Genomic DNA, 24,435 nt, shown 5'->3' with positions numbered 1-24,435 from the left:
CCTCCCTTTCATGTACGTTCCTTTAGATATTTCGCATTCTTCATGACATTTAATATAAATGGAGCTTTCGCTTTCGTGTACTCCACTATATCCCCAGGATGCTTTTGAGCTAAGGATAATTTTAATTCCTGATATTGTTTCCGTACGTCAGGATGGCTTCTAAGATAGTCCCTGAATGAAAGTTGATTCTTCCATTGTTCACTTCCGAATCTATAGATATGCAAATGATGTGTCCCCGCTCTCCATTGGCCTTTTCTAAAAAAACGCCTTTCGGGAAACTCCTTATGCGGGACAAATTCATACCCAATCGATTTCAATGGTTCAATGAACGTGTCAGCTTCATCTAATTGCTGTACACCAGCCATGATGTCCAAAATCGGTTTTGCCCCCAACCCTATGACGGAAGTACTTCCAATATGCTCAACACAAAGGGAATCGTTCTTTAAAACTTTCATTATCCTCGCTTTTTCCTGTTGAAATTCACTAACCCAATTAGGGTTATAATCCTCGATCTCCACTGTTTGTCCCATATAATCACTCAACTTTTCATGAAATGGTATTGTCAGCCATCATTTTTCATCACGTGACCATTTGACGAAAGGATCTTGCGTGCTCGGCTCATATTAAGTTCCGACATACACCTTTTCTTTTCCCGTTATTTTATTCGTCCGGATGACTGTATATCTTCCTTTATCATAATTTCTGGTAAGATAATATTTCCGGGATGAAAACCCTTTTTCGGGACCGGTTAATTTTTCTTTAATTTTATAATCTTGGGGCTTGTTCAAGCTCTCTTTCACTACACCTTTAATATTCAGCGGCGTTCCCTCAAGCTTAACATCACTTCGAAAATCGGCATTCCTGGTCTCGGTTTTCCCTGAAGGCACGGATGCCAGTTCGATCGTATTTTGGGCTTGTTCCGAAAATGATTTCGTGACACTGTATGAATAAAGGATATTCATGGACCTTATATTATCTTTCATTTTGCCAGCAAATTCAGGCATGGCAAAATTCAGTAGAAAAGTGAATGATATACATACGATTAATAAGGTAAGCGAAATTTTCTTCATATTTCCTCTTTCTCAACTATGTATTCTTGTAATTCAACTTGTTCATTTTCCTTTGGAATAATCCCAAATTTAGCGATTAATAGAATGGCAAGAAAACAAAAACAGCAAAAACTAGTATTATCACTTGTAATAAATGAAGCCGGTATAATACGGGATGATAGTAATGAATTCAAAATATAAGAAAAAAGAAAACCCGAATAGGATAGGCAAATCAGGTAGTTTCCAATCAATACCCTCTTGTAATGTACATACTCCGACTTATTTCCGTTCCTGATACTGACACAATGTCTAAATTGCCTAATGAGGCCGTATGTGAAACCAATAATTAACATGACTGCAATGAGAAGATCAATTATTGCTTCCTCCACTTTTACCCCTCCTCGCCCTAAAAAACTTGTAAAATATTACATTAAACTCATCATATACCATTTATAATAAAATGATAAATATTTCCTACTTTAATATTGGAGTTGTATCATGAAAATTTTATTATCGTTATTTATGGTTCTTTATCTATTAATCCTTACAAAGCTCATTTTATTTAAAACCCTCTCGATAACCGAATTGAATGGTCATATTATTTTTTCCTTCAATGGCCGCTATTGGGGTTCCCATAACTTCATCCCTTTTAAAACTATTTTCCATTACCTGTTCTTAGCGGATGTAAATACATCCATCCGGATTGAGAATATAGTGGGGAATATCATCGGTTTTATACCATTTGGCTTGATGCTTACATTATTATCAAAAAGGTTTTCCCAACTCAGATCGATCTTCATTGCAACATTCTGTTTTAGCTTCACCTATGAGGTTCTTCAGCTTTTATTTGAATTAGGAAGTTTTGATACCGATGATATGATCCTGAATACTCTTGGTGGGATTATAGGATACCTGCCGATTAAGCTGTTTTACACAGTTTTCAAAAAGAATGGAACCATTTACAGTCAAGCCCAAGGACAGTAATTTGCTGTCCTTCTTTTGTCACAAGTTACTTTCACGCAGCTGCCGAATTATTGACGTGTAGGTCAAATTACCCTCTTTAGTTGAGTGATGAATACATGCATGTCCTTAATTCTTACGTTTAAAGTGAGACAAGGATTCAATATAAAGGAAAATATGCCAAATATTACTGCAGATGCATAAAAAAAAGACCACCAGATTGGTGGTTATTTCAAATTTTTAAATCCATATTTTTCAAAGATTTTCATGGAGTCCTCCGTTTGGAGATAGTCATAGAATAGCTTGGCTTCCTTATCATGATTCAGGTCATTGATCATTCCGACGGGATATATGATCGGATCGTGTAAACCTGCCTGGGCTGCTGCAATGATTTCAACCTTCGATGAGTTGAGCGCATCCGTTTTATAGACGAGGCCTGCGTCCACGTTTCCCGTTTCCACATATGTAAGCACTTGCCGGACATCCTTTGCATATACCAATCGATCTTCAACCTCTTTATAGAGGTTCATGTTTTCCAAAGTTTGTTTCGCATATTGCCCTGCCGGTACAGACTCTGGAGTGCCAATCGAAATTTTTTCGGCCTTTGTAAGGTCTTCCAGCGATCTGATTTCCTTTTTGGAATCCTTTGGCACCACCAGCATCAGATCATTGCCAACTAAATCGATTCCGTTTTTCTCTTCAATAAGATCTTCCTCTACTAATTTATCAAATTTATCTTCTGCAGCTGAGAAAAACAGGTCAACAGGTGCGCCTTGGGATATCTGCTGCTGAAGAGCTCCAGAGGCTCCAAAGTTATAATGAACTTCTACATTTGCATTCTCTTTTTCAAAAGACATCTTTATATCATTTAAGGCATCTTGCAAACTTACAGCTGCGGAAACCGTCAATTCCACTTTATCTCCGGCTTGCGCCTTCATTTCCGTTTTTTCCGCTTCATCATTTGAACAACCTGCGACCGCTGCCGCAAGCAGCATGATCGAAAAAATCATAAGGTATGTTTTTTTCAAAGTCACTCTTCTTCCGACCTTTCATTTTAGGATGGCTGCTAATTCAGCAGCCTTCCGTATTCATTCTTTCATTTAGGTACATCAGTGAGAACACCATGCATCTCAGCTATAAAGAAGTTTGGGCTGTCGGGCTAGATAGGAAGGTGTACCATTTTGATTAAGATTAAGGATCAATTTCATGACCTCCACTATTCCCTCAGGTTTCTCCAACTCTATTTCCTTATGATAAGCTTCTATGGCTGTGTTCCACTTTTTCATTTTTTTCTGATCCTTCAATATACTCAGCAATTGTTTTTCAAAAGGCGTTTTCTGATTAAGTTTAAATACAAGTCCTTGTTGTTTTAAATATTGTAGATTAATTTCCTCCTGCCCGGGAAGCCTGGAATGAACAAAAATGGGAAGCCTTTTTCGCAATGCTTCGCTAATCGTGACACCGCCCGGTTTCGTAACGATTGCGTCAACTTCTTCATAAAGCTTATTCATTTCAGACCTTGATGAGATATAAGGCAATGGTTTGATATGTGGTAAGTACCATGTTTCGATTTCTTCATAAAGCTTGTTGTTATTTCCGCAAAGGACTAAATAATCAAAGTCGGTTGAATTCTTTAACTCATCACCTAAGTTCAAAATCCCTCCAAGACCGCTATTTCCTCCGGATATCAAAATTTTGGGCCGTGCTGTATTTCTTTGGACACGGGCATTTTTAGTGATTTCCTCGTGCACGGGGATGCCAGTGACCATCATCGTTTGTTTTGGTATTTGACGCTTACTCATCAGCTTTTCTTTTACTTCTTGACTAGGAAGAAAATGGGCATCTATCCCTTCGCTTCCCCACACATTATTAATAAAGTAGTCCGTGTACACGTTTATAACCGGTGTGCTGCACTTCCCTTTCATCTTTAGCTGACTTAAAAGATAGGAAGGGAAACCATGTGTACACACAATTAAATCAGGCTTTTCTTCTGCTATCAATTGTTCCAATTTATTCATGAATAGTTGCTGATACCACTTAAATATCCGTTCCTTTGGCGTGTGCACATAAAACAGATTCTTATAGGCAAGATTATAGGTTTCCGGCGCATAACGGATCCATGTAAGATAACTATTTACAATGATTTTTTCTAGAGAGGTATTGGTATAACTGATTAGATCGATTTTCTTATAAATAATCCCATTTGAATGCTTTTTTAACATATCCATTAATGCCTCTGCAACTTGATGATGTCCCGACTGCATTCGAAAGAGAGGTAAAAACAAAATCTTCTTCTTCATATATGTGTCATCTCCTAAGAAATCATTCTGAAAATACGAAATATATAGTTCAAGATATTTTCCTCTTACAATAAATTTCCAACTTTTTATAATAAGGAGCCGACTCAACTTTTGGACATTTGTTTTCTCTTTTTAATATATTTGATAGTAACATATAGTACAAAAATAACTAAAAATACAAGCCCTAAATATGGAACATATTGGGGATTAACATTAAAAGCATCCCCGACATAATAACCGGCCACTATAAAAGGGACAGTCCAGAGTATAGTGCCTATTAGGGAAAATAGGAAGTATTTCCGAAAGGGTATAGATGAAATTCCTGCGAAATATGGACTAATTTGTCTTATTCCCGGAATATAAAATCCCAATACTAAGGTTTTTTGTGCATTATCCGTATAGTTTTTCTTTGCTTTCTCCCAGCGTTCAGTCGTAATCCCAATGAATCTTCCAAATTTATTTATAAATGGATACCCCACATATTTTCCGCATGCATAAGCTGCAAGCATTCCGATAAAAGCGCCGAGAATTGCACACAGCATTGCCAAACCCATTGAGAGCTTACCTTGGACAACCAACACCCCAATTAGAAATAGAAGTGATTCTTCTGGAGCAGGCACTCCCACAATGCCGAAGAATAAAAAAAGAAAAATGATCAGGTATCCATATGATTCAATAAAATGTAAAAGCGTATCTATATTCATAATACCCCCAGAATTAGTTATAAGTCTTTTAAAGTAATAAAGTGTGTTCCTTTTTCCTTACTCTCCTGTAGGTGAATTTTTAACATTTCAATCATATAGCCTGGTGCTTCTTTATCCGCTCCCAATGTTTCACCACAGTCATGAAGCAACAGGATGGAACCTTCTGTCGAAGTGCTTCGCAGTTGATCAAGCAAAGTATTTTTGCAATTTTCAACTTTCCAATCCCCAAAGATGCCGGACCACATCACCACTCTATATTTCTTACTGAAAAGTGGGGTGAACATATTAAAATGGCCCCATGGAGGTCTATAAAAAACAACCTTTTCATTCGTAACTTCATTTATCGCCTTTTCAGTCATTTCCAACTGTTTCCGTAGATGAATTGGTGATAGGACCCAACTTGAAACATGATGATAATGGTGGATCCCTATAGTATGTCCCTCTTCATGCATTCTTTTAATAATCTCAGGATTACTATTCACCTTACTGCCAACAACAAAAAATGTGGCCTTTATCTCATACTCTTTTAAAAGATCAAGCAATTTCACCGTATATTCAGGGTTTGGGCCATCATCGAAAGTTAGCGCAATCCCATTATTCGAATTGATTTTTTTGGTTATTCCCAGACTGCATACACGAATAAGCACCGTTGGGATAATAGTATAAAATATTAATAGCAATAATAAAATAATAAAACTAATCAGCCATATATGCATCACACAAAACTATCCTCTCATTATTGATATTACCAATACTGATTCTTTCCCTATATCAAATTCATTTACCACAATGCAGCAAATTTTATCGTATTCAGGTAATTCATTAAAAAACCTCTTCTTACAATTTAGCATTTTTTTTTCATTATTTTCACTTATCTTTCATTTTTTTATTTTTGTAAAATTTTACTGACCACTAGCCCGCTTACTGCAAAGTAATAAACCCAGAAAAAAATTTGAATTAGGGCAGTTAGCCTGCAGTTTTTTTCTTTTAAAACCGTTTGAGTTGATTTCAGGAATCCGCTCCCTTTCCGTCGACTGCCTGCCAAACCTCCTCACCGCAAGCGGCTGTGGGGTCTTGGCTAGCCAGTTATTCGGCAGGAGTGTCGCAAATTTCTTCAATCCAATATGGATTACTGTAAAAAAACCTGAAGGGTACTCTAGTCTTTTTTATAATCATGGTTGGGATGGGACCTTTCCGAACCCCATTTTTCTGAAAAAACTGGAACGACTTAATTAAAAGTTGTTTCAGACTGTAGAAAAATTCGAAGAAAAGCCAGTTTGCCTGTAGTTTTTTCTTTTAAAAACGTTCCAATTTTTATCATCCGGAGCATTTTTTGCCGTTCACGATTTTTTCATCCATCACCGCTCTTTTTGCGGCCGTCCACGCACTTTATTCGACCGTTCTCGAATTTATTCGACCTTCCACGCAATTTATTCGACCATTCTCGAATCTATTCGACCTTCCATGCTCTTTATTCGACCATTCTCTAATCTATTCGACCTAAAACGTACTTTATTCGACCCTCCACGCACTTTTTTCGACCGCAATTGGATCTTCCTTTTGCCGACAAACTGAAAAAAACACCCTAAGGGTGTTTTTTTAAATCCATATTGTTTTCCTTAACTTCTTTATCAAAGGGCACATTCTTCAATTTCGAATCCCAGGTCTTCGATGATTCCCCAATCCGCTGTGGGTTCTTGACCAGCTGTCGTTAAATAATCGCCGACGAAGATGGAATTGGCTGCATAAAGTGCCATGGGCTGCATGGAACGGAGATTGACCTCACGACCGCCGGCCAGACGGATTTCTTTACTCGGATTAACAAATCTCATCATCGAAATCAATTTCAGGCATTTAGTGGGGGTCAACTCGGAAGTTCCCTCAAGCGGCGTTCCGTCAATTGCATTGAGAAAATTACAAGGAATGGAATCTGCATCAAGGCTGCGTAAGGATAGGGCGATTTCCACCGCTTCCGACTCAGATTCCCCCATACCGAAAATGGCACCGGAACATGGGGACATTCCGGCTTCTTTCACAGCTTCGACTGTATCTACCCGGTCTTCATATGTATGCGTCGATGTAATTTTGCTGTAGTTTTCCTGTGATGTATTCAAATTGTGGTTGTAGCGATGAACGCCTGCTTCCGCTAGTTTGCCCGCATGTTCCTCATTCAGGAAACCTAAACAGCAGCAGATTTTAAGATCCGTCGTTTCGCGGATTTCTTTTACCGCTTCAATGACATGATCGATTTCCCTGTTGGTCGGACGACGGCCAGACGCAACGATGCAATAAGTACCCGCTTTGCGACGAATTGATTCTTGCGCTCCCTCGACAATCTTTTCTTTCGTCAGCCAAGCATATTTATCGATCGGGGCTTCCGACACGATCGACTGCGAGCAGTAGCCGCAATCTTCGGGACATAATCCTGATTTCGTATTGATGATCATATTCAATTTAACTTTTTTCCCATAATGATGCTTGCGTATGAGGTAGGCCGCATTCAAAATTTCCAAAACCTCTTCATCTGGGGCTTGTACGATGGATAATGCCTCTTCCTCCGTCACTTTATATCCTTTGATAACGTTCTCCGCTAACATCTTCCAGTCCCTTACCATTGTTTCCAAACCTATCCCTCTTTTCTTTATTGTGTGCCGAATCGCTGGTTTATGGATTCCTTGGCTATGCAATTCCTAGAAAAGGAGCATAACCCGGTCTGGTAAATAAAGACCAGCTGCCTGCAATATATCCACCTGATGCTCCAACCGTGAGTGTCTCCATCTCCAATCCACTTTCCCTTCCAACCAATTGGTCACATGTGCACCATCAACCACAATGGGCAGCACTTAACATTTAGCAGTATCAATACTGCCTGGCGATTCAAATAAATTTGTTAACCTAAAATATTTTAAGTTAACATATCGATAGAATAATAACATACTAACAAAATATTATTCAATGGTCTTTTTTCAATATTTTCCTAGTCTGCCCTTTAATCCCGATAAAGCTGGCCTTTTATATGTTAACTAACTAATAAATTAGTTGACATATAAAATGGAAATCAGGCAAACTAATAGTGGGCATTTTGCCAGCACTTTCATAAAAGGAGGTTAAAAACTTGAAAGCAAGGACGATTTCCTATGTAGCCCTTTTTACCGCGTTAACTGCCATTGGCGCCTTTATTAAGATACCTATCCCTTACATACCATTTACACTGCAAATTCTGGCAGTCTATTTGGCAGGCGCATTATTGGGGCCCCGGCTTGGAATGCTCAGTCAGTTATGCTACGTCTTGATTGGACTTATCGGGGTGCCCGTGTTTGCTGAAGGCGGGGGATTCGGCTATATATTCAAACCTACATTCGGCTATTTGCTCGGATATATACTGGGAGCCTATGTAAATGGATGGCTGATCAACCGGTTTTCCCTCTCCACGATTCGTTCCATATTCTTTGCTAATGCCGCCTCTTTGCTGACAGTTTACCTTTTCGGCTGCATCTGGCTGTATGGTGCGATGAAGTGGATTGTGGAAACGCCGCTTTCAATCAACCAAACGATTCTTTACGGCTTCTTATTACCTGTACCCGGTGATCTACTACTGTGCATTCTATGTGCTGTCATCATTCAACAAGTACGTCCGCGCATTGCAAGATATATAAACGTAAAGGAGCTGAATCATCCATGGGCCAAGCCTACTTTATAACCGGAACTGGCACGGATATTGGAAAGACCATCGTCACGAGTGCACTCTATCTGTCTCTTCAAACATTGGGAAAAAGCGTCACGATATTCAAACCATTCCAAACTGGAATCAATGAGGAAAATCATACATACCCGGATATATCTTGGTTTGAGCAGGAACTCGGTGTAAAGGATTCAGGGTTTTACACACTGAAACCGGAAACCTCCCCACATTTGGCGATTAAATTAACCGGCAGTCTTATCGATGAGAAGAAAGTCGTGGAAAGGGTTCATGAACTTGAGGAAATGTATGACATCGTATTAGTCGAGGGCGCTGGCGGATTGGCTGTGCCGCTTATTGAACGAACGGAAGGTTTCTATATGACGGCGGATTTCATAAAGGATTGCGGCATGCCTGTCCTCTTCGTATCCACAAGCGGTTTAGGGGCGATTCATGATGTCGTGACGACCCATTCTTATGCCCAAGTCCACGATATAAACGTGAAAACCATTTTGTATAATCATTTCCGGCCGGAAGATCGGATTCATCAAGACAATATCGAAACCATTGAAAAGCTGACTGGGCTTAATGGCCTCGCCTGCATCCCAACACTGGCCGATGTCAGAAAAGACTTGAGGATCTGCATCCTTGATTTACTTAGTGATCAAGATTATACCCAACAACTGAAAGAGGTGTTCAAAGCATGAACAGTCAGGATTTAGAACAATGGGATAAGGAATATGTATGGCATCCGTTCACACAAATGAAAACGTATCGGGAAAGCAAACCGCTGATCATCGAGCGCGGCGAAGGCAGCTACCTGATTGATGTTGATGGCAAACGCTATCTCGACGGCTATGCTTCATTATGGGTGAACGTGCACGGGCATAACGAACCGGAATTAAACGGCGCCCTTATTGAACAAGTGAATAAAGTCGCACACTCCACGCTGCTGGGATCTGCAAATGTACCATCGATCCTACTGGCAAAAAAACTGGCCGAGATCACTCCTGGTTCTTTATCGAAAGTCTTCTACTCCGACACGGGATCTGCCGCAGTTGAAATCGCCCTTAAAGTCGCTTATCAATATTGGCAGAATATCGATCCCGTCAAGCATCAGAATAAAAACAAATTCGTCTCACTTGACGAAGCATACCACGGTGATACTGTCGGAGCTGTGAGTGTGGGCGGCATGGATCTATACCATAGAATCTTTAAGCCCCTCTTATTTCAACGGATTTCCGCTCCTTCACCATATGCCTATCACATGACTGAGTATGGAGATCAAGAAGCCGTGAAAAACCATTGCTTGACGGAACTGGAGAAGTTACTGCAGAAACAATCAGAGGAAATTGCAGGATTGATCATCGAGCCGCTTGTGCAGGGAGCAGCAGGCATCATAACCCATCCCCAAGGCTTTTTGAAAGAGGTCGAACAATTATGCAAAAAGTACAATATCCTCTTAATTTGTGACGAGGTGGCCGTAGGATTCGGTCGCACCGGTACAATGTTTGCCTGCGAACAGGAAGATGTCGTCCCTGATATCATGTGCATGGGCAAAGGGATCACTGGGGGATATATGCCACTCGCAGCCACCATCATGACCGAGCAAATCTTTCAATCCTTTTTGGGGGAAAGAGAAGAACATAAAACTTTCTATCACGGCCACACTTATACAGGAAATCAGCTAGCCTGTGCACTGGCCTTGAAGAATATCGAGCTAATGGAAAGCCGCAATCTCATTAAAGACATCCAGAAAAAATCTAAATATCTATCACAAAGACTGCAAACGCTATACGAACTCCCGATAGTCGGCGATATCCGCCAGCGCGGCTTCATGATTGGAGTGGAAATCGTTAAAGACCGCCAAACAAAAGAAACGTTCACCCTCCAAGAGAATGTCGTTTCCGGAATCATCCATACAGCACGGGAAAATGGCCTGATCATTCGGGAACTTGGTCCAGTCATCACGATGATGCCGATCCTTTCCATGTCAGAAAAGGAACTCGATTTCATGGTCCAAACCGTCTACCGTGCCATTAAGGAAGTCTCCATTCATAAAGGGTTGATTCCAACAGCTAACTGATACACAAAGAACCGGAAGGGCAGCGCTCATCCGGTTCTTTCTATTCTTTGTAAAGGACTTCGTAAGGAAAGATATCAGAAATTGTCCATATACCGAAGATATTACACAACTTTGGCTATCCAAGAAAAGAAGGTGTTGAATCTGAGGAAGTTTTATATACTTATATTCCTTCATTAACAAAGCGTTTTTTGGATTCTAATTTTTCATAACACCGCAAGTCATTGACGGAGCTTCACAACACAGAAGCCGATATCTGAATAATTAATTTGTGCCTAGAAACTCTCTGAGGATTATTGCTTGTGAGCGAGGATTCATGCCTTGAAATTTGAACCGATATTTTTGGAAATACGACAACTAGGGTGCTATGCACGAACCAGTTTAGATCGTGTCTGGCACCTTAGTCATGTATATTCACCACTTACCATGTTTATATAATAAATCCTTGGCACTTTCAGATAAAAAATGAGCGGCTTTAATAATGGATTTTTCATCAACAGTAAAAGCTGGATGATGCCAATCTTCGTTTCCGTTTGTACCAAAAAAGGCAAAGGTACCGGGGATATGTTGAAGGTAATAAGCGAAATCTTCACCACCCATTGAAGGCTCTGGATTGATTACGTGTAATGATTGCTGCCGAGCAGACACGCGTACCATCTCTGTGACAGCTGGATGATTAAGAAGCGCGGGGGGGCCAGGAAACCAACCAATCGCAGCTTCCTGTGAAAATGCAGCGGCGATATGATTCACAATCGAATAAAACTTATTCTTTACTTCTTCGCGGATTTCAGCATTAAAGGTTCGAATCGTTCCTTCCAATATGACGTCACCCGGAATTACATTCCAAGTGTTTCCACCTGTTATTCTCGTAACACTCACCACAGCACAATCTAATGGGGATACATTCCGGCTGACGATAGTTTGAAGAGCGGTAATAAGCTGAGCCGCTGCCGCTATTGGATCTTTTCCGTTTTGAGGAATGGCCGCGTGGCTCCCCTTCCCTTGTAGAACAATATGAAAACGGTCCACTGCCGCCATTAACGGACCAGCTTTTATGCCAATGGTGCCGACAGGCAAATTGGGTTTATTGTGCAGCCCAATCACAGCCGCTACATCGTCAATTTGACCATCTTTTATCACATGCACCGCTCCGCCGCCTAATTCTTCTGCGGGTTGAAAAAGCAATCGCACTGTCCCGCACAACTCCGATTGACAGTCTTTTAAAAGGTAGGCAGCACCTATTGCAGCTGCCGTATGAAAATCATGGCCGCAAGCATGCATCACTCCTTTTACTTTTGAAGCAAATGGAAGCCCGGTTCGTTCCTCAATCGGAAGAGCATCGATATCCGCCCTAATGGCTACTGTCGGTCCGGGCTTGCCACCCTTTATATCTGCAAAAACACCTGTTTTCAATCTTGTATGACGGATTTCAATGCCCTCTTCCTCGAGCCACGTTTGTATCGATTTTGTCGTTTTAAATTCTTCATTCGATAACTCCGGATATTGATGTAAATAGCGCCGTATCGATATTAAGCGCTTTTCCAGCTCTCGACTCATACAGTCGCCTCCTTCTATAAATCTAAGCGATAGCATTTTACTAAAATATCATGATTTTGAAATTCTTTCGTTCGATCCCTTTTAAAGCCAAACCATTCATATAGTTTAATGGCTTTATGCATCTTATCAGTAGAATGTAGATACAAACTTGACGCACCTTGCGATTTTGCATAATTTACACTAGCTTTTAATAATTCCTGTGCGATACCGCGTCCCCTTGATTCGGGATGAACAGCCAACAACCGAATGATTGGTGAAAAAATCCCAAGTTCCGGCTTTTCATATGCTTTTTCAGATGACTGAAAAAGCTGTAATGTACCAAGGATATCCTGATTGCACTTTGCAACCAACACCTTATCAACATGTGGATTATCCACCGAGGATTCAATATTTTTTAAATATCCTTCCCAAGCTTCCGGGTTCGAATATTCATGTTCATATTGTTGATAACTTTCTACCAATAAGCGGCGAACCGTCTCTTTATCTTCTTCAATCAATTCCTCGATTACGATTGTATTAATCATACGTCCTCCTTTTGCCCTTCCTTTAATTGGCCCTTTCTTCTAAAAACGGTACGGAAAAATCTCTTGATATCCGGTTTAAAAATTGCCTTGTTCGCTCTTCCTTTGGGGCATTGAAAATCTCCAATGGTGACCCCTCTTCTACAATGACCCCTCCATCCATGAAAAGAACGCGATCCGATATCTCTTTAGCAAAACTCATTTCATGGGTTACAATCACCATGGTTATGCCTTCCTGTGCAATTGCTTTTATCACAGAAAGCACCTCCCCAACCAACTCAGGATCGAGTGCCGATGTTGGTTCGTCAAATAAAATGACCTCCGGATTTAAAGCAAGTGCCCTGGCAATTCCAACACGTTGCTGTTGACCTCCTGACAATTGCGAAGGGAAATAGTTATGCTTATCTCCCAAACCTACTTTTTTCAATAACAACTCGCTTTCCTGTTTCGCTTCAGCTTTCTTATGTTTTTTTGTAACAATTAACCCTTCCATTACATTCTCCAAAACAGTTTTATGAGCAAATAAATTATAATGCTGAAAAACCATTGCCGATTGTCTTCTAAGGGATAAGATTTCCCTGTTGGTCGCCTTCTTAGACTTCACCTGTATATCCCCCACTTGAACAATTCCCTCATCTGGTTTCTCCAGAAAGTTCAAGCACCTAAGCAGGGTCGTTTTCCCAGATCCACTTGGTCCAAGAATGGTAACCACTTCTCCCTTGCCTATTTTCAGATTAATTCCTTTTAAAACGGGCTGCTGGTTAAATGATTTTTTTATATCTTTTAAATAAATCATTGTACTCCTCCTCGATTATAGGCAGTGGCCTTTTTCTCAATTAAAAACGAAAGCCCCTCTGCAATGATTGTGAGACCCCAATAAATTAAACCAGCAGCGATGAAAGACTCCAAAAATTTCAAATTGGTGGATGCAACTATGTTGGCTGCTCCTGTCATTTCTTTTTGCGATACAATGAAAGCAATGGATGACGTATGCAAGAATCCAATGAAAATATTCGTGAAATTCGGGATGGACTGAGCAATGGCCTGTGGCAAAACAATTCGCGTCATGGCTTGAAACGAATTCATACCCACGGAATAGGCTGCCTCCATTTGGCCATTGGAGACACTGATAATTCCCGATCTGAATATTTCTGATAAATAGGCACCCGCACTCAACGATAAGGCGGTTAAGACAAATAAAATGATCGGAATGGAATTGGATTGAATACCCAAGTCAAACTTTTTAGAAATTTGGTCTATTAATAATGGAAAGCCGAAATAAATGAGCATTATGTGCATGATAATTGGTGTTCCTCTAAAGAAGGAAACATATCCATTTGCAACTCTACATAGAAATTTCACTTCATATATCCGAATCAAGGCAACAGCGAGACCGATAATAAAACCTGCAAGAAGAGGAAGAATCGTTAAGATAAGTGTGATCGGAAGTGCTTTAATAATCTCCTTAAAAGCAGTCCAAATGAATAGAATATCAATCGTCATGTCCTTCTCTCCTCCTTTGTTATCCAGTAACAGACACATCAACAGTTTGATGCCGATTAATGCGATTCTCATAAAGTCTGAATATTTTCTCAAACAATAGCACGACTGCATAATAGATAACAGCTAAAGAGAGATAGACTTCGAGAGCATGTGCAGTTGCAGCAATTAATGTCTCTCCCCTGCCCATCATATCCATTACGCCGATGGTAAAGGCAAGTGAGGTATCCTTCAAGGATCCGATAATAGAGTTTGCGATATTCGGAAAAGCAATCCCTATTGCCTGAGGAAGCACAATTCGAAAAAAGCTTTGACTATTATTCATACCAACAGAATAGGCTGCTTCCGTTTGCCCATAATCGACAGCCTTAATCGCTCCGCGGAATATTTCTGCGAAATGCGCCCCATTACTTACTGCATAAGCAATAATGACAAAATACAGAGCATCCATTCTGGAAATATCAATATTAATGAATAAAAGGATTGCAGGCAGTCCGTAAAAAACTAGAAATAATTGTATTAAAATCGGAGTTCCCCGTATGAATGAAATATACAAAATGACTAATTGATTCAAAACAGGGATACGAAATAATCTCAGGATGGCTGCCGCTATCCCGATGACCATTCCTAATAAAACGGATGCTGCCAGAATTTGCAATGTTACTCCAAGATAATATATTAACGTCGGAATGAAATCGACGATTAATGAAGGATCAAATGCTTTCCCCATGCTTTAGCACCTCCGCGCTTACTACTATCTAATTAAAATCCTACTGAATAGTCTGCGCCCAGCCACTTTTTACTTAATTCGCTAACTACCCCATCTTTTTTCAGCTCCACAAGTGCTTCATCAATTCTCTTCTGTAAAGGCGTTTCGTCTTTTCTTAGCAAAAAGTATACTTTTGAATTAAGAAGTGGCTCACCCACCACCTTTTGCTGTGCATCTGCTTGTTTATTTAAGAAGTCGACTGCGAATGGTGTAGTAATGGTAGCATCCGCCCGACCAGTTTTGATTTGATTCTTCGTATCATCTACGCCTTGGCCAGAATAGACAATTTCAATACCGGCATTATTTTCTTTATTATACTTTTCAAGAAAAACAGCAGAATTGCTCGTAGCACTCACTATCGCTTTTTTTCCTTTTAGATCTTTAATGGAATGAATATCATTGTTGTCCTGATGAACTGTGACTTGGAGCGGAAAGACATTATATGGTTCTTTATTAAATAGAAATTTTTCTTCTCGTTCATCATTCACCTCCATTTGGTGAGCAACAAAATCTATTTTGTTCGTTTCTAAACTTAATAATAGATTAGAAAATTCCATCGTTTTAAATTCAAATTCATATTCAGGCAGCTTTTCATCGATTTGACGAACCAACTCGACATCATACCCTGTCAGCTTACCATTACTATCCAAAAAGCAAATATTAGGGAATTGTGTCCCAGTTCCGACAATGATTTTCTGAACTTTTTTATCTTTTGAATCTCCAGAACTTGACGTTGCTGTACTCGTTGTTTCTTTCGAAGAGCAAGCTCCCAAAAAAGTAAATAGCAGTGCCATAACTATTAATAATGTTTTTTTCATCTCAAATTCCCCCGACGTTTTTAATTACTAACAATTGGTTCTTTATTTTCAATAATGCGATACAACGTTTCATCTAGAATTTTACGAAGATACACAATTTTTTCTCCATCGTGATCTCGTTCAGCAAAAATCTCATAGCCTCTTCTTTCATAAATGGAAACAAGCCAAGGATGACGATCAGCTGTCGCCAAATAGACGGCCGGCGCTTTCACCTGTTTCCGAAGTGCGTTTTCTTCCACCCAGGTTAACAAAGTCGAGCCAAAACCTTTTTGTTTGTATAGGGGGTCGACTGCAAACCACCAAATGAAAGGGTACGGACTGAACTGATCAGGATCATTCCATGGATGACGAACTGTCACAGTGGAAACAATTTGGCCGTCCTGTTCTAAAACATAAGTAAGATTCCGCCTAATATTATTCGTCACTAACTGCAAATCAGCTGTCGCAGCCAGAAAGTTAATATTCAATTCCCTAATTGGTTCATAAGCCCGAAGTGTAACGTTCAGCACTTCTGGAGCATCTTTTACAGTGGCAAGACGGATTAGCTGTGTCATGATTAATTCCCCGTTTCTATAACTTATTATTTTCACAAGAATAGTCGGATTTAAATCAACAATTTTTCACTCGTTCTAGCTCTGGTTCATCATGATCATTTCCATTTAAGGATAAGTCAACTTCTTCTTAAGCCCGCTAAATTTTGTTTTTGAAAGCGTTCGAGTACTTTTTCAAGATAGGGTATGCCAATTTCCGTAACACTCTCATATACGTTACCTCGCCCAATTTCAATAATAGGTACATACCGAACACCATATTTGATTTCTAAAATTTCTCTCCGTTCATCATGATCGGTAACATCCACCGTTTGATAAGCAATGTCCTTTTCTTTTAAGTATTGTTTAACCTCTTCGCAATAATGACATCCTTGTTTTGACCAAACGACAACATTTAGCGCTTCTCCCATGTCGTATTCCTCCTTCTTATTGGTTAATCTTTTCTTTCGCATAACGATTTTCCGGGAATGGAAGCCCCAAGTTGCCTCTTAATGTTTCGGCTTCATATTCAGTACGATATATTCCCCTTTTTTGAAGGATAGGAATCACATAGAATACAAAGTCACTTAAAGCATTGGGAACACTTGAAGCAAAGATAAATCCGTCCGCACCCTTCTCTTCGAACCATTGCTGAATCAAATCCGCCACTTTCTCTGGAGTTCCAATAAAAGAGGTCCGGGGTGTAGTTTCTTTAAGTGCTACTTGACGGAGCGTTAACTGTTTATCCTTGGCTTCCTGTTTAATTCGATCAGTCGTACTTCGGAAACTGTTTTTTCCAATGTCTCCGAGATCGGGGAAAGGTGCATCCAGTTCATATTGGGAAAAATCATGATGATCGAAGTATCGTCCCAAATAGTCAAGCGCCTTATCTATAGAAACCAGGTTAGCGAGTTCTTGATATTTGTGCTCTGCCTCTTCCTCAGTTGCACCAATGATTGGCGCAATACCCGGCAGAATAACAATTTCATCAGGATTTCTCCCGAATGCGATAGCCCTGTTTTTTACATCTTGATAAAAAATCTTGGCATCTTCCAAAGTTGGTTGACCTGTAAAGATTGCATCCGCTTCTTTAGCCGCAAGATTTTTTCCAGCTTCTGATGAACCTGCTTGAAAAACGACAGGTCTCCCCTGTTTAGATCTAGCAATGTTGAGTGGTCCTTGCACCGAGAAAAATTCTCCTTTATGTTTTAATTGATGCATTTTAGAAGGATCAAAAAACTCACCGGAATCTTTATCCCGAGTAAACGCGTCATCCTCCCATGAATCCCAAAGTCCTTTGGTAACTTGTATATATTCTGATGCTATCCGATAGCGTTTGGCATGATCAGGGTGTTCTTCAATCGTTTTGTTATAGTTCAAGGCCGTACTCTCAAGAGGAGTAGTAACTAGGTTCCATCCGCCACGACCTTGACTAATGTGATCAAGTGAAGCAAATTGCCGAGCTACAGTAAATGGCTCACTGTATGAGGTGGAAACTGTTCCGACTAGCCCTATTCTTGATGTGAAAGCAGCGAGTGCGGATAAAATGGTAAGTGGTTCAAAGCGATTTAAAAAATGCGGAATTGACTTCTCATTGATAAACAATCCGTCAGCAATGAAAAGTAAATCGAACTTTCCCTCTTCAGCCTTCTGGGCCTGCTCCTTATAAAATTCAAGACTAACACTGGCATCTGCCTGAATATCAGGATGTCTCCAACCAGATATACTTCCTCCAACTCCGTGAATAAGCGCTCCAAATTTCAACTTTCTCTGCTCAGACATCAATACTCCTCCTTTAATTAATCGATATTTAGCTTTGCTGACATCTAGGATCTTCCCTAATTACTGAAGACTTTTTAATTTTGGCTCGTAACGGGTTCCTCATCAGATAAGGCTAATTGAAGTGGACTCAACAATCGAAAAGATCGGAACCTTTCTGCTTCCTTTAAAATCGGCGAATGTAGGATAAACTCATCTACCCCGTACTTTTCATGTAAATTTGCTAAGACTTCTTTTACATAAGAGGGAGTTCCAGCAATAATATTGGAATCCTGTTCTTCAATTTCATAAGACTCCCCAGATTGCTTCCCAAATAACTCTGCTTGCACCAGTGTTTGGACCGTAACAGAACGACCGCTTTTGAGATGAACTTTCACAATCTTCTGATCACCTGTTAACTGTTCTGCTTCCTGTTGTGAAGAAGCAGCAATCACTGAAACCGATACCTTAAAGCTCCCAGTTGGAAAGATACTTTGGTAAATGCGTGAAGCTTCTTCGAGTACAGCCTCATTACTATTGATAAATCGAGCAAATACATAAGCTATACCAAGATCGGCTGCTAGCCTGGCACTGTCAGCACTTGCACCAAGCAGAAACATCTTTGGCTTTTTGAGAGGGAGTGGTGTCGCTTGAATGCCTGCAAGCGGGTGAGTTTCATTAACTGAATTTTCGATTATTTTTTGCAAGAAAGATAACCGCTCTTCGAAATCTTTTCCATCATTCACAGTTCCAAACTGTAGCGCCTTCGTTGATAAGGGGAGGCCACCTGGTGCCTTTCCGATGCCAAGGTCTACCCTGCCTGGCGAAAGATTTGATAACACGTGAAAGTTTTCCGCCACTTTATATGGACTATAATGCTGAAGCATAACACCTCCGGAACCTACCCGAATCGTTTTTGTTTGGGCTAATAAATAAGAAATCAATACTTCCGGGGAGGACCCCGCTAGCTGTTCGGCATAATGATGTTCCGAAACCCAGAAACGGGTATAACCCCACTCTTCTGCATGTCTAGCCAGATTAATCGTTTGCTGAAGTGCATCATATGCAGAAGCGCCTGGAAATATCGGGCTCTGGTCTAAAATGCCAAGCTTATAACTCATATTCTCTCCTCCGTTTTAATTCAAAGTTTACTTATGCGAATAATTATATTTTGACTTATCCTATCACCTAAAACATGCTAATGGCAATGTTTTAACTAATAGAAAAAAATATCATATTGATAGAAAATATCTATCAATTGGATTGTATCTGTAATTGCTGATGGTCTTTCTCAAATTTTTGAATTGATAAAAGAATGTCATTCCATAATAAAGGAGGTTCCATCCCTTGATTTAAATGCGTTAAATAGATGTGCTGCTTTATCTTGATTAAATGTGATACATCCACTTCAACCAAAGTTCCCTGTTCTAACTCTTTTTTAATACATAAGTACGGTAAAAATCCGATACAGCTTCTGCTAAGAATTAGCGACTTCGCCACTTCCAGGTGATCAACTTGAAATTCAATGCACGGCTCTACATTAGATATTTCAAAAATTTTATGAACGTGGTTCCAGTCAAACGCACCGCACTCAAAAAATACCAACGGCTCCATTGCTAATTCCTGCACTGTCAGCTCAGTATGGAGATGAAATGGATGTCCTGGATACACGACTAAACGAATCGAATTATCAAGGGTCTTGTAATTTTGCAGACCATTATGTGTAACATCCTTCATAAATGCTATATCAACCTGTTTCTGAAGCAATTTTTCCACTAATACATCATTTGTTGCTGAAATAAATTTAAAGCGTAAATTGGGGTTTTCCTTTTTCCATAGAGGAAGAGCATATGGAATAAAGTATTGCGATGTAATGATATTAGCCCCTATCGTTATTTCCTCTAACTCACTTCCTGTTTTTAACTGCTTTTTCCCCTGGTGAAAGGTCCGAATAATTTGATCCGCAAATGGAATGAAGGCTTTCCCTTTTTCGGTTAAAATAATCCCTCTCCCTTGCCTCTCAAATAGTACTGAATCGAGTTCACTCTCAAGCGTCTTAATTCTTGCCGAAACCGTTGGCTGTGTTAAAAACATTGCCTCTGCGGCTTTATGAAAACTATTAAGGTGAACAACATACATAAAAGCCTCAATATGATCAATATTCATCTTGCCAACTCCTTTTTCCAAAATGAACGCAAAAAGCTCCTGTTCGCTTATCGCGTTCAGGAGCTTTTGGTTGTCCAATCAGCTCATATCTTATAATAATTCTTTCTCCGATTTTAATCTTATAAAACCAATAAGTAAAGTGCAATTTAATTACTGAACAACCAACAAGTCACGATATATTTATTGCGATTTCATACAACATGATATTAGGAACCTATTCTAATTAATTAAAAATAATAATTTCATTCTCTTTCTGCCCGTTTTCAATCCTAAGGGTGTAGCTTTTTCAAGAATTTGTATTGTCCATAAATTTTGCATAGTTTATTTATATGGACTTTTTTGGCTGTTTCAAAACTTTTCCAAGCTGCCCATCCTGTCTGCGTTATATATTTTCCCCCTTAAAAAAAGAAAAGAAAGGTCATCCTAATGAAGTAATTCCAATAATGACATAAGGAGAGAAGCTACATGCCTCAACAACAAATTGATATCAATCAATTAAACCAGCAAAAGCAAACGTTACCCTAACACAAACCTTACTTTCACAAGCAATTGAAAAATCTTCCTCTGATCCAACTTTGGCCCAAGAAGCCATTAAACAAGCAGCTCAAGAAATCGTACAAGCCCAGTCTTCCGTAAATCAGGTTTACAGTGCAGTACAAGCTCAGCAAGCAGAATGATTTGGGGGAAATGAAAATAAAGAGGCCTATATCCCAATTGGGAATAGGCCTTTTGGTAACGGATGTTTTTGGTGGATCCAAGCTTTTTCAGACCCACTTCTTAAAAGGCGGTATACTTTGAGGGAATTTAAACGTATTGTATGGATCATATCTCGTTTTCACTTCCCGAAGCCGCTTGAAATTTTCTCCATAGTACGCAGTTGGCCAATCTTCGATGAGGATATCCGGCCAATTCACGTAGTCACCTGTAGTATATGGTGACAAAGCGCATTTAAGTTCTTTGATCCACTGGATGTTTTGCCGCTCTTCTTCTGGATCCGTCCATGTAGCCAGATACTCCTGGGCGATGATGGCGTCCCGATAATAAAAAGCCGTTTCACTTGGGGCCACACGGCCAGCTGCCCCTCCTAGGGATTGGTGCCAAATGGCTGCATTTTCATTTGGAGCGTTTTCCAGAAAATGCTTCATCGTCAAGATTGCTTGCCGTTGAAAAGGTTTTTCAATGAAAGACCCCGACCGCTTGCGATGGGCCGGTCGATTTCCACTTGGATCATTAAAGAATTGCACAGCATCAATGTACGGGACTTCCTTTATCATGATATTTGTTGGAGAACCTGCTCTCGTCAAAGGCTTTAGAAGCTGCTGCAACCTATATGATGGCCCAACAAATTCACCTTGAGCGATAATTTGGTTTACTTCCTTTGACTTGAATTCGATTTCTGAAGTTAAACACTCTTCAACTTGAGGGGCCCAATCCTGCCAGGCTTCAAACACCGCTTCAAAATCTTCCCATCCCCATGTGACAGAGAAAACCGATACCCTTGAAACGGGGTGTACCCGAAAGGTAAGAGAAGTGACTATGCCAAAGTTTCCACCTCCTCCCCCGCAGCATGCCCAAAATAAATCACTATTAATTTTCCTATTTGCTTTAATGAGTTTGGCGCCCCTCTTTCCGCACGCCCTTACCATTTCTATTTCAAGCAAATTGTCACAAGTAAGGCCAAAGTGTCTTGATAACATACCTATTCCACCGCCGAGCGTAAGGCCTACAAGACCAACACCGCTTTCGGTCCCAGCCGGAATCGTCGTGCCATACTTCCATAGCGTATTATATACTTTACCTAAATCAGCTCCGGCATCGATTTTTGCAATCATTTTTTCACGGTTGACCTTGATATTATACATTTCACTTATATCAATGATTAGACCGCCATTCACTAATGAAAAATTTTCATAACTATGCCTGCCGCTCCTAACCCGGAAAGGTGTATGATTTTCCCGGGCCCACTTCAATGAATTCAACACATCATTGGAATTTTGACAAAACACAATGACCTTTGGGAATTTAGAAAAACTTAAGTTATTATTTATCCTGGCATGCTCATACTCAGCATCATTAGGTGTAACGACCCGTCCGGTAAGCTTTGTTCTTTCCAAAATATAACCCCTTCCTCGGGTAAAGATGATGTTACATCCTATGAAAAAATCTGACAGGAAGACACATTCCATAAGTGTCCCACTTCTGGCATCCCTTGTTACGGGGTCTAATTAGCTTTACTCGTGAGTTTCACTTGTTTACTCGTGAATTCCGCTGATTTACTCGAGTTTCGCAGCTTTAATCGTGAATTCCGCCTGTTTACTCGTGAATTCCAACAATTCCCAAAGACAAAAAAAGCCCTTCTCGAATTAAGAGAAGGGCTTTCTAATAGAGTTTCTTATCCCGAAATTTCATCATCGGATTTAACATCCAATGGTGTTCGTTTATCCATTTTCAGCATGTAATAACTTACTACGACCAAGGCTAGGAAAACGATTCCGACAACCAAGGAAATCCGGGTACTAGGATTGATCCACATACCGACCAGCACCATTAGTAAGAAGGCAATTGTCGCATAGTTACTGAAAGGGGCCAACGGCATCTTGAACGGATGCTTCTCCATTTCAGCGGCATTTACCTTTCTGAATTTAAGCTCACTGATAAGTAAGACAAACCATGGAATCATCCCAGGTAATACACTCGCACTGTAGACATATAGGAATAGTTGCGGCGGTGCAAGGTAGTTTAGGATAACCCCGATGCCCAATCCTAAAAGTACAGCGATCGTGCAATATGCCGGCACTCCATTTTTAGATACTTTAGCAAAGATTTTCGGAGCTTGGCCATTCAATGCAAGTGTGTAAAGCATACGCCCTGCACTGAAAATACCACTGTTGCATCCAGACATTGCCGCAGTGATTACGACAAAATTGATGATTCCTGCTGCTGCTGTGATACCTATTTTAGCAAAGGTTGAAACGAATGGGCTTCCTAAGTCGTCCAGTTGATCCCAAGGGAAGACTGTCACGATGACGAATATGGCGCCAATGTAGAAAATTAATATGCGCCATATGATTGATTGGATCGCTTTTGTTACGGTCTTCGTTGGATCTTTCGCTTCTCCGGCTGTGATGCCGATAAGCTCAACGCCTTGATAGGATGCCACGACAAGGGAAAGCGCAAAGAAGAATCCTGTCCAGCCTCCCGTAAAGAAGCCGCCATTTTCCCAAAGATTCGATAATCCAATCGCATCCCCGCCATTTCCTATTCCAAAGAAGATAAGGCCTAGACCGGCAACGATCATCATTATGATCGTTATGATTTTTATAAGCGCAAACCAGAATTCAAATTCCCCGAAAGATTTGACTGAAATGAGGTTGGCCGCCCCCAAGATGATCATGGCCACCACACCTGGTATCCAGGCCGGTAAATCCGGGAACCAATATTGCATATACAACCCAACCGCAATGATTTCGGACATTCCGACGATTACCCATTGAAACCAATTGCTCCAAGCAGTCATATAACCTGCCAAAGGATGTATATAGCTGCTCGCAAAGGTTGCAAAAGAACCTGTAGTCGGTTCTAAATAAAGCATCTCACCCATGGAACGCATGATGAAAAATATAAAAATACCTGCGATGGCATATGCAAGCATTACAGAGGGCCCGGTCCATTTGATCGTGCTCGCCGATCCCATGAATAACCCGACACCGATGGTTCCGCCCAAAGCTATCATTTGAATGTGACGTGCTTCCAGCCCTCTCTTTAATTCCTTGTTCGACATGTTTAACTCCCCCAGATGCAATATCGGTAATGCTTTTCTATCCTTACCACGAACGACTCTCTATTAATTATTGCGGTTAGAAATGCTCTATCGAAAAAATATCAATAACACTTCAATTATATTTTCTTATCTTATAATAGTAAATATTCTGTAAAAATACAATTGTATTTTTGAAATAAACAGTTACCAAATATATCTTGGCAATTTTCCTAATCTAAAAATATCATTTTAAAAAAATGATGATCAATATTTCATAATAG

25 protein-coding genes are annotated in these 24,435 nt (G+C 40.1%); 4 read left to right on the top strand and 21 right to left on the bottom strand.

What is annotated here, in order from left to right; genetic code table 11:
• Nucleotides 1–8 precede the first annotated feature (8 nt).
• The 3 genes from ACIQZD_RS20995 to ACIQZD_RS20985 form a co-directional block, all read right to left on the bottom strand.
• Complete coding sequence (locus tag ACIQZD_RS20995) at nucleotides 9–530, bottom strand: GrpB family protein (RefSeq protein ID WP_402906072.1); 522 nt, start codon at nucleotides 528–530, stop codon at nucleotides 9–11.
• A gap of 93 nt (nucleotides 531–623) precedes the next feature.
• Nucleotides 624–1,070 (bottom strand): hypothetical protein, encoded by a 447-nt coding sequence (locus ACIQZD_RS20990; protein WP_402906070.1) that lies wholly within the window; start codon nucleotides 1,068–1,070, stop codon nucleotides 624–626.
• The gene (locus ACIQZD_RS20985; protein ID WP_402906068.1) at nucleotides 1,067–1,438 is read right to left on the bottom strand and encodes a hypothetical protein; all 372 of its coding nucleotides are present in this window, start codon (nucleotides 1,436–1,438) and stop codon (nucleotides 1,067–1,069) included. The genes ACIQZD_RS20990 and ACIQZD_RS20985 overlap by 4 nt, the downstream gene beginning before the upstream one ends.
• A 109-nt stretch (nucleotides 1,439–1,547) precedes the next feature.
• Here ACIQZD_RS20985 and ACIQZD_RS20980 point away from each other — a divergent pair, with 109 nt between their 5' ends.
• Nucleotides 1,548–2,033, top strand: a complete 486-nt coding sequence (locus ACIQZD_RS20980; protein WP_402906066.1) for a VanZ family protein — start codon at nucleotides 1,548–1,550, stop codon at nucleotides 2,031–2,033.
• A 203-nt stretch (nucleotides 2,034–2,236) separates the two neighbouring features.
• On the opposite strand, the gene modA is transcribed toward ACIQZD_RS20980, so the two are convergent.
• The 5 genes from modA to bioB form a co-directional block, all read right to left on the bottom strand.
• The gene (gene modA, locus ACIQZD_RS20975) at nucleotides 2,237–3,037 is read right to left on the bottom strand and encodes a molybdate ABC transporter substrate-binding protein (protein ID WP_402906064.1); all 801 of its coding nucleotides are present in this window, start codon (nucleotides 3,035–3,037) and stop codon (nucleotides 2,237–2,239) included.
• A 102-nt stretch (nucleotides 3,038–3,139) separates the two neighbouring features.
• A complete protein-coding gene (locus ACIQZD_RS20970) occupies nucleotides 3,140–4,309 on the bottom strand; it encodes an MGDG synthase family glycosyltransferase (RefSeq protein WP_402906062.1) in 1,170 nt (389 codons plus the stop codon).
• Nucleotides 4,310–4,413: 104 nt separating this feature from the next.
• Nucleotides 4,414–5,013, bottom strand: coding sequence for a DedA family protein (locus tag ACIQZD_RS20965; protein WP_402906060.1), 600 nt, complete (start codon nucleotides 5,011–5,013; stop codon nucleotides 4,414–4,416).
• Between the two features lie 17 nt (nucleotides 5,014–5,030).
• Nucleotides 5,031–5,729 (bottom strand): polysaccharide deacetylase family protein, encoded by a 699-nt coding sequence (locus ACIQZD_RS20960; RefSeq protein WP_402906257.1) that lies wholly within the window; start codon nucleotides 5,727–5,729, stop codon nucleotides 5,031–5,033.
• Between the two features lie 915 nt (nucleotides 5,730–6,644).
• Complete coding sequence (gene bioB / locus ACIQZD_RS20955; RefSeq protein ID WP_352925191.1) at nucleotides 6,645–7,628, bottom strand: biotin synthase BioB; 984 nt, start codon at nucleotides 7,626–7,628, stop codon at nucleotides 6,645–6,647.
• Between the two features lie 500 nt (nucleotides 7,629–8,128).
• On the opposite strand from bioB, the gene ACIQZD_RS20950 reads away from it, so the two are divergent.
• From ACIQZD_RS20950 to bioA, 3 genes are read left to right on the top strand one after another with little or no spacing between them, the layout of a single operon-like run.
• Complete coding sequence (locus ACIQZD_RS20950; RefSeq protein ID WP_402906058.1) at nucleotides 8,129–8,713, top strand: biotin transporter BioY; 585 nt, start codon at nucleotides 8,129–8,131, stop codon at nucleotides 8,711–8,713.
• Complete coding sequence (gene bioD, locus ACIQZD_RS20945; protein WP_402906056.1) at nucleotides 8,692–9,399, top strand: dethiobiotin synthase; 708 nt, start codon at nucleotides 8,692–8,694, stop codon at nucleotides 9,397–9,399. The genes ACIQZD_RS20950 and bioD overlap by 22 nt, the downstream gene beginning before the upstream one ends.
• Entirely contained in the window at nucleotides 9,396–10,778 is a 1,383-nt protein-coding gene (gene bioA / locus ACIQZD_RS20940) for an adenosylmethionine--8-amino-7-oxononanoate transaminase (RefSeq protein ID WP_402906054.1), read from the top strand. The genes bioD and bioA overlap by 4 nt, the downstream gene beginning before the upstream one ends.
• Before the next feature lie 411 nt (nucleotides 10,779–11,189).
• On the opposite strand, the gene ACIQZD_RS20935 is transcribed toward bioA, so the two are convergent.
• The 13 genes from ACIQZD_RS20935 to ACIQZD_RS20875 all read right to left on the bottom strand — a co-directional run bounded on the left by ACIQZD_RS20935 (nucleotide 11,190) and on the right by ACIQZD_RS20875 (nucleotide 24,175).
• Complete coding sequence (locus tag ACIQZD_RS20935; protein WP_402906052.1) at nucleotides 11,190–12,332, bottom strand: amidohydrolase; 1,143 nt, start codon at nucleotides 12,330–12,332, stop codon at nucleotides 11,190–11,192.
• Nucleotides 12,333–12,346: 14 nt separating this feature from the next.
• Nucleotides 12,347–12,856 (bottom strand): GNAT family N-acetyltransferase, encoded by a 510-nt coding sequence (locus ACIQZD_RS20930; RefSeq protein WP_402906050.1) that lies wholly within the window; start codon nucleotides 12,854–12,856, stop codon nucleotides 12,347–12,349.
• A gap of 22 nt (nucleotides 12,857–12,878) precedes the next feature.
• A complete protein-coding gene (locus tag ACIQZD_RS20925) occupies nucleotides 12,879–13,649 on the bottom strand; it encodes an amino acid ABC transporter ATP-binding protein (protein ID WP_402906048.1) in 771 nt (256 codons plus the stop codon).
• Nucleotides 13,646–14,356, bottom strand: a complete 711-nt coding sequence (locus ACIQZD_RS20920) for an amino acid ABC transporter permease (RefSeq protein WP_402906046.1) — start codon at nucleotides 14,354–14,356, stop codon at nucleotides 13,646–13,648. The genes ACIQZD_RS20925 and ACIQZD_RS20920 overlap by 4 nt, the downstream gene beginning before the upstream one ends.
• A gap of 19 nt (nucleotides 14,357–14,375) precedes the next feature.
• Nucleotides 14,376–15,083 carry an amino acid ABC transporter permease gene (locus ACIQZD_RS20915; RefSeq protein WP_402906044.1) on the bottom strand — a complete coding sequence of 236 codons (708 nt, stop codon included), beginning with the start codon at nucleotides 15,081–15,083 and terminating at the stop codon, nucleotides 14,376–14,378.
• A 32-nt stretch (nucleotides 15,084–15,115) separates the two neighbouring features.
• A complete protein-coding gene (locus ACIQZD_RS20910) occupies nucleotides 15,116–15,940 on the bottom strand; it encodes an amino acid ABC transporter substrate-binding protein (RefSeq protein ID WP_402906042.1) in 825 nt (274 codons plus the stop codon).
• A gap of 20 nt (nucleotides 15,941–15,960) precedes the next feature.
• Entirely contained in the window at nucleotides 15,961–16,494 is a 534-nt protein-coding gene (locus ACIQZD_RS20905) for a GNAT family N-acetyltransferase (RefSeq protein ID WP_402906040.1), read from the bottom strand.
• Between the two features lie 116 nt (nucleotides 16,495–16,610).
• Nucleotides 16,611–16,901 carry a glutaredoxin family protein gene (locus ACIQZD_RS20900; protein WP_402906038.1) on the bottom strand — a complete coding sequence of 97 codons (291 nt, stop codon included), beginning with the start codon at nucleotides 16,899–16,901 and terminating at the stop codon, nucleotides 16,611–16,613.
• A gap of 16 nt (nucleotides 16,902–16,917) precedes the next feature.
• The gene (locus ACIQZD_RS20895) at nucleotides 16,918–18,252 is read right to left on the bottom strand and encodes an LLM class flavin-dependent oxidoreductase (protein WP_402906036.1); all 1,335 of its coding nucleotides are present in this window, start codon (nucleotides 18,250–18,252) and stop codon (nucleotides 16,918–16,920) included.
• Nucleotides 18,253–18,326: 74 nt separating this feature from the next.
• Nucleotides 18,327–19,349, bottom strand: coding sequence for an LLM class flavin-dependent oxidoreductase (locus ACIQZD_RS20890; RefSeq protein WP_402906034.1), 1,023 nt, complete (start codon nucleotides 19,347–19,349; stop codon nucleotides 18,327–18,329).
• 133 nt (nucleotides 19,350–19,482) lie between these two features.
• Nucleotides 19,483–20,394, bottom strand: coding sequence for a LysR family transcriptional regulator (locus tag ACIQZD_RS20885; protein ID WP_402906032.1), 912 nt, complete (start codon nucleotides 20,392–20,394; stop codon nucleotides 19,483–19,485).
• A 764-nt stretch (nucleotides 20,395–21,158) separates the two neighbouring features.
• Entirely contained in the window at nucleotides 21,159–22,508 is a 1,350-nt protein-coding gene (locus ACIQZD_RS20880) for an FAD-binding oxidoreductase (protein ID WP_402906030.1), read from the bottom strand.
• Between the two features lie 278 nt (nucleotides 22,509–22,786).
• Nucleotides 22,787–24,175, bottom strand: coding sequence for an amino acid permease (locus tag ACIQZD_RS20875; protein ID WP_402906028.1), 1,389 nt, complete (start codon nucleotides 24,173–24,175; stop codon nucleotides 22,787–22,789).
• Between the last annotated feature and the right edge of the window lie 260 nt (nucleotides 24,176–24,435).

Origin of the sequence: Peribacillus sp. NPDC096447 (assembly GCF_044762725.1) — a bacterium.
Classification (GTDB): Bacteria; Bacillota; Bacilli; order Bacillales; family DSM-1321; genus Peribacillus.
Note: the sequence above shows the minus strand (reverse complement) of the source record. Positions and strands in the feature narration are given on the sequence as shown.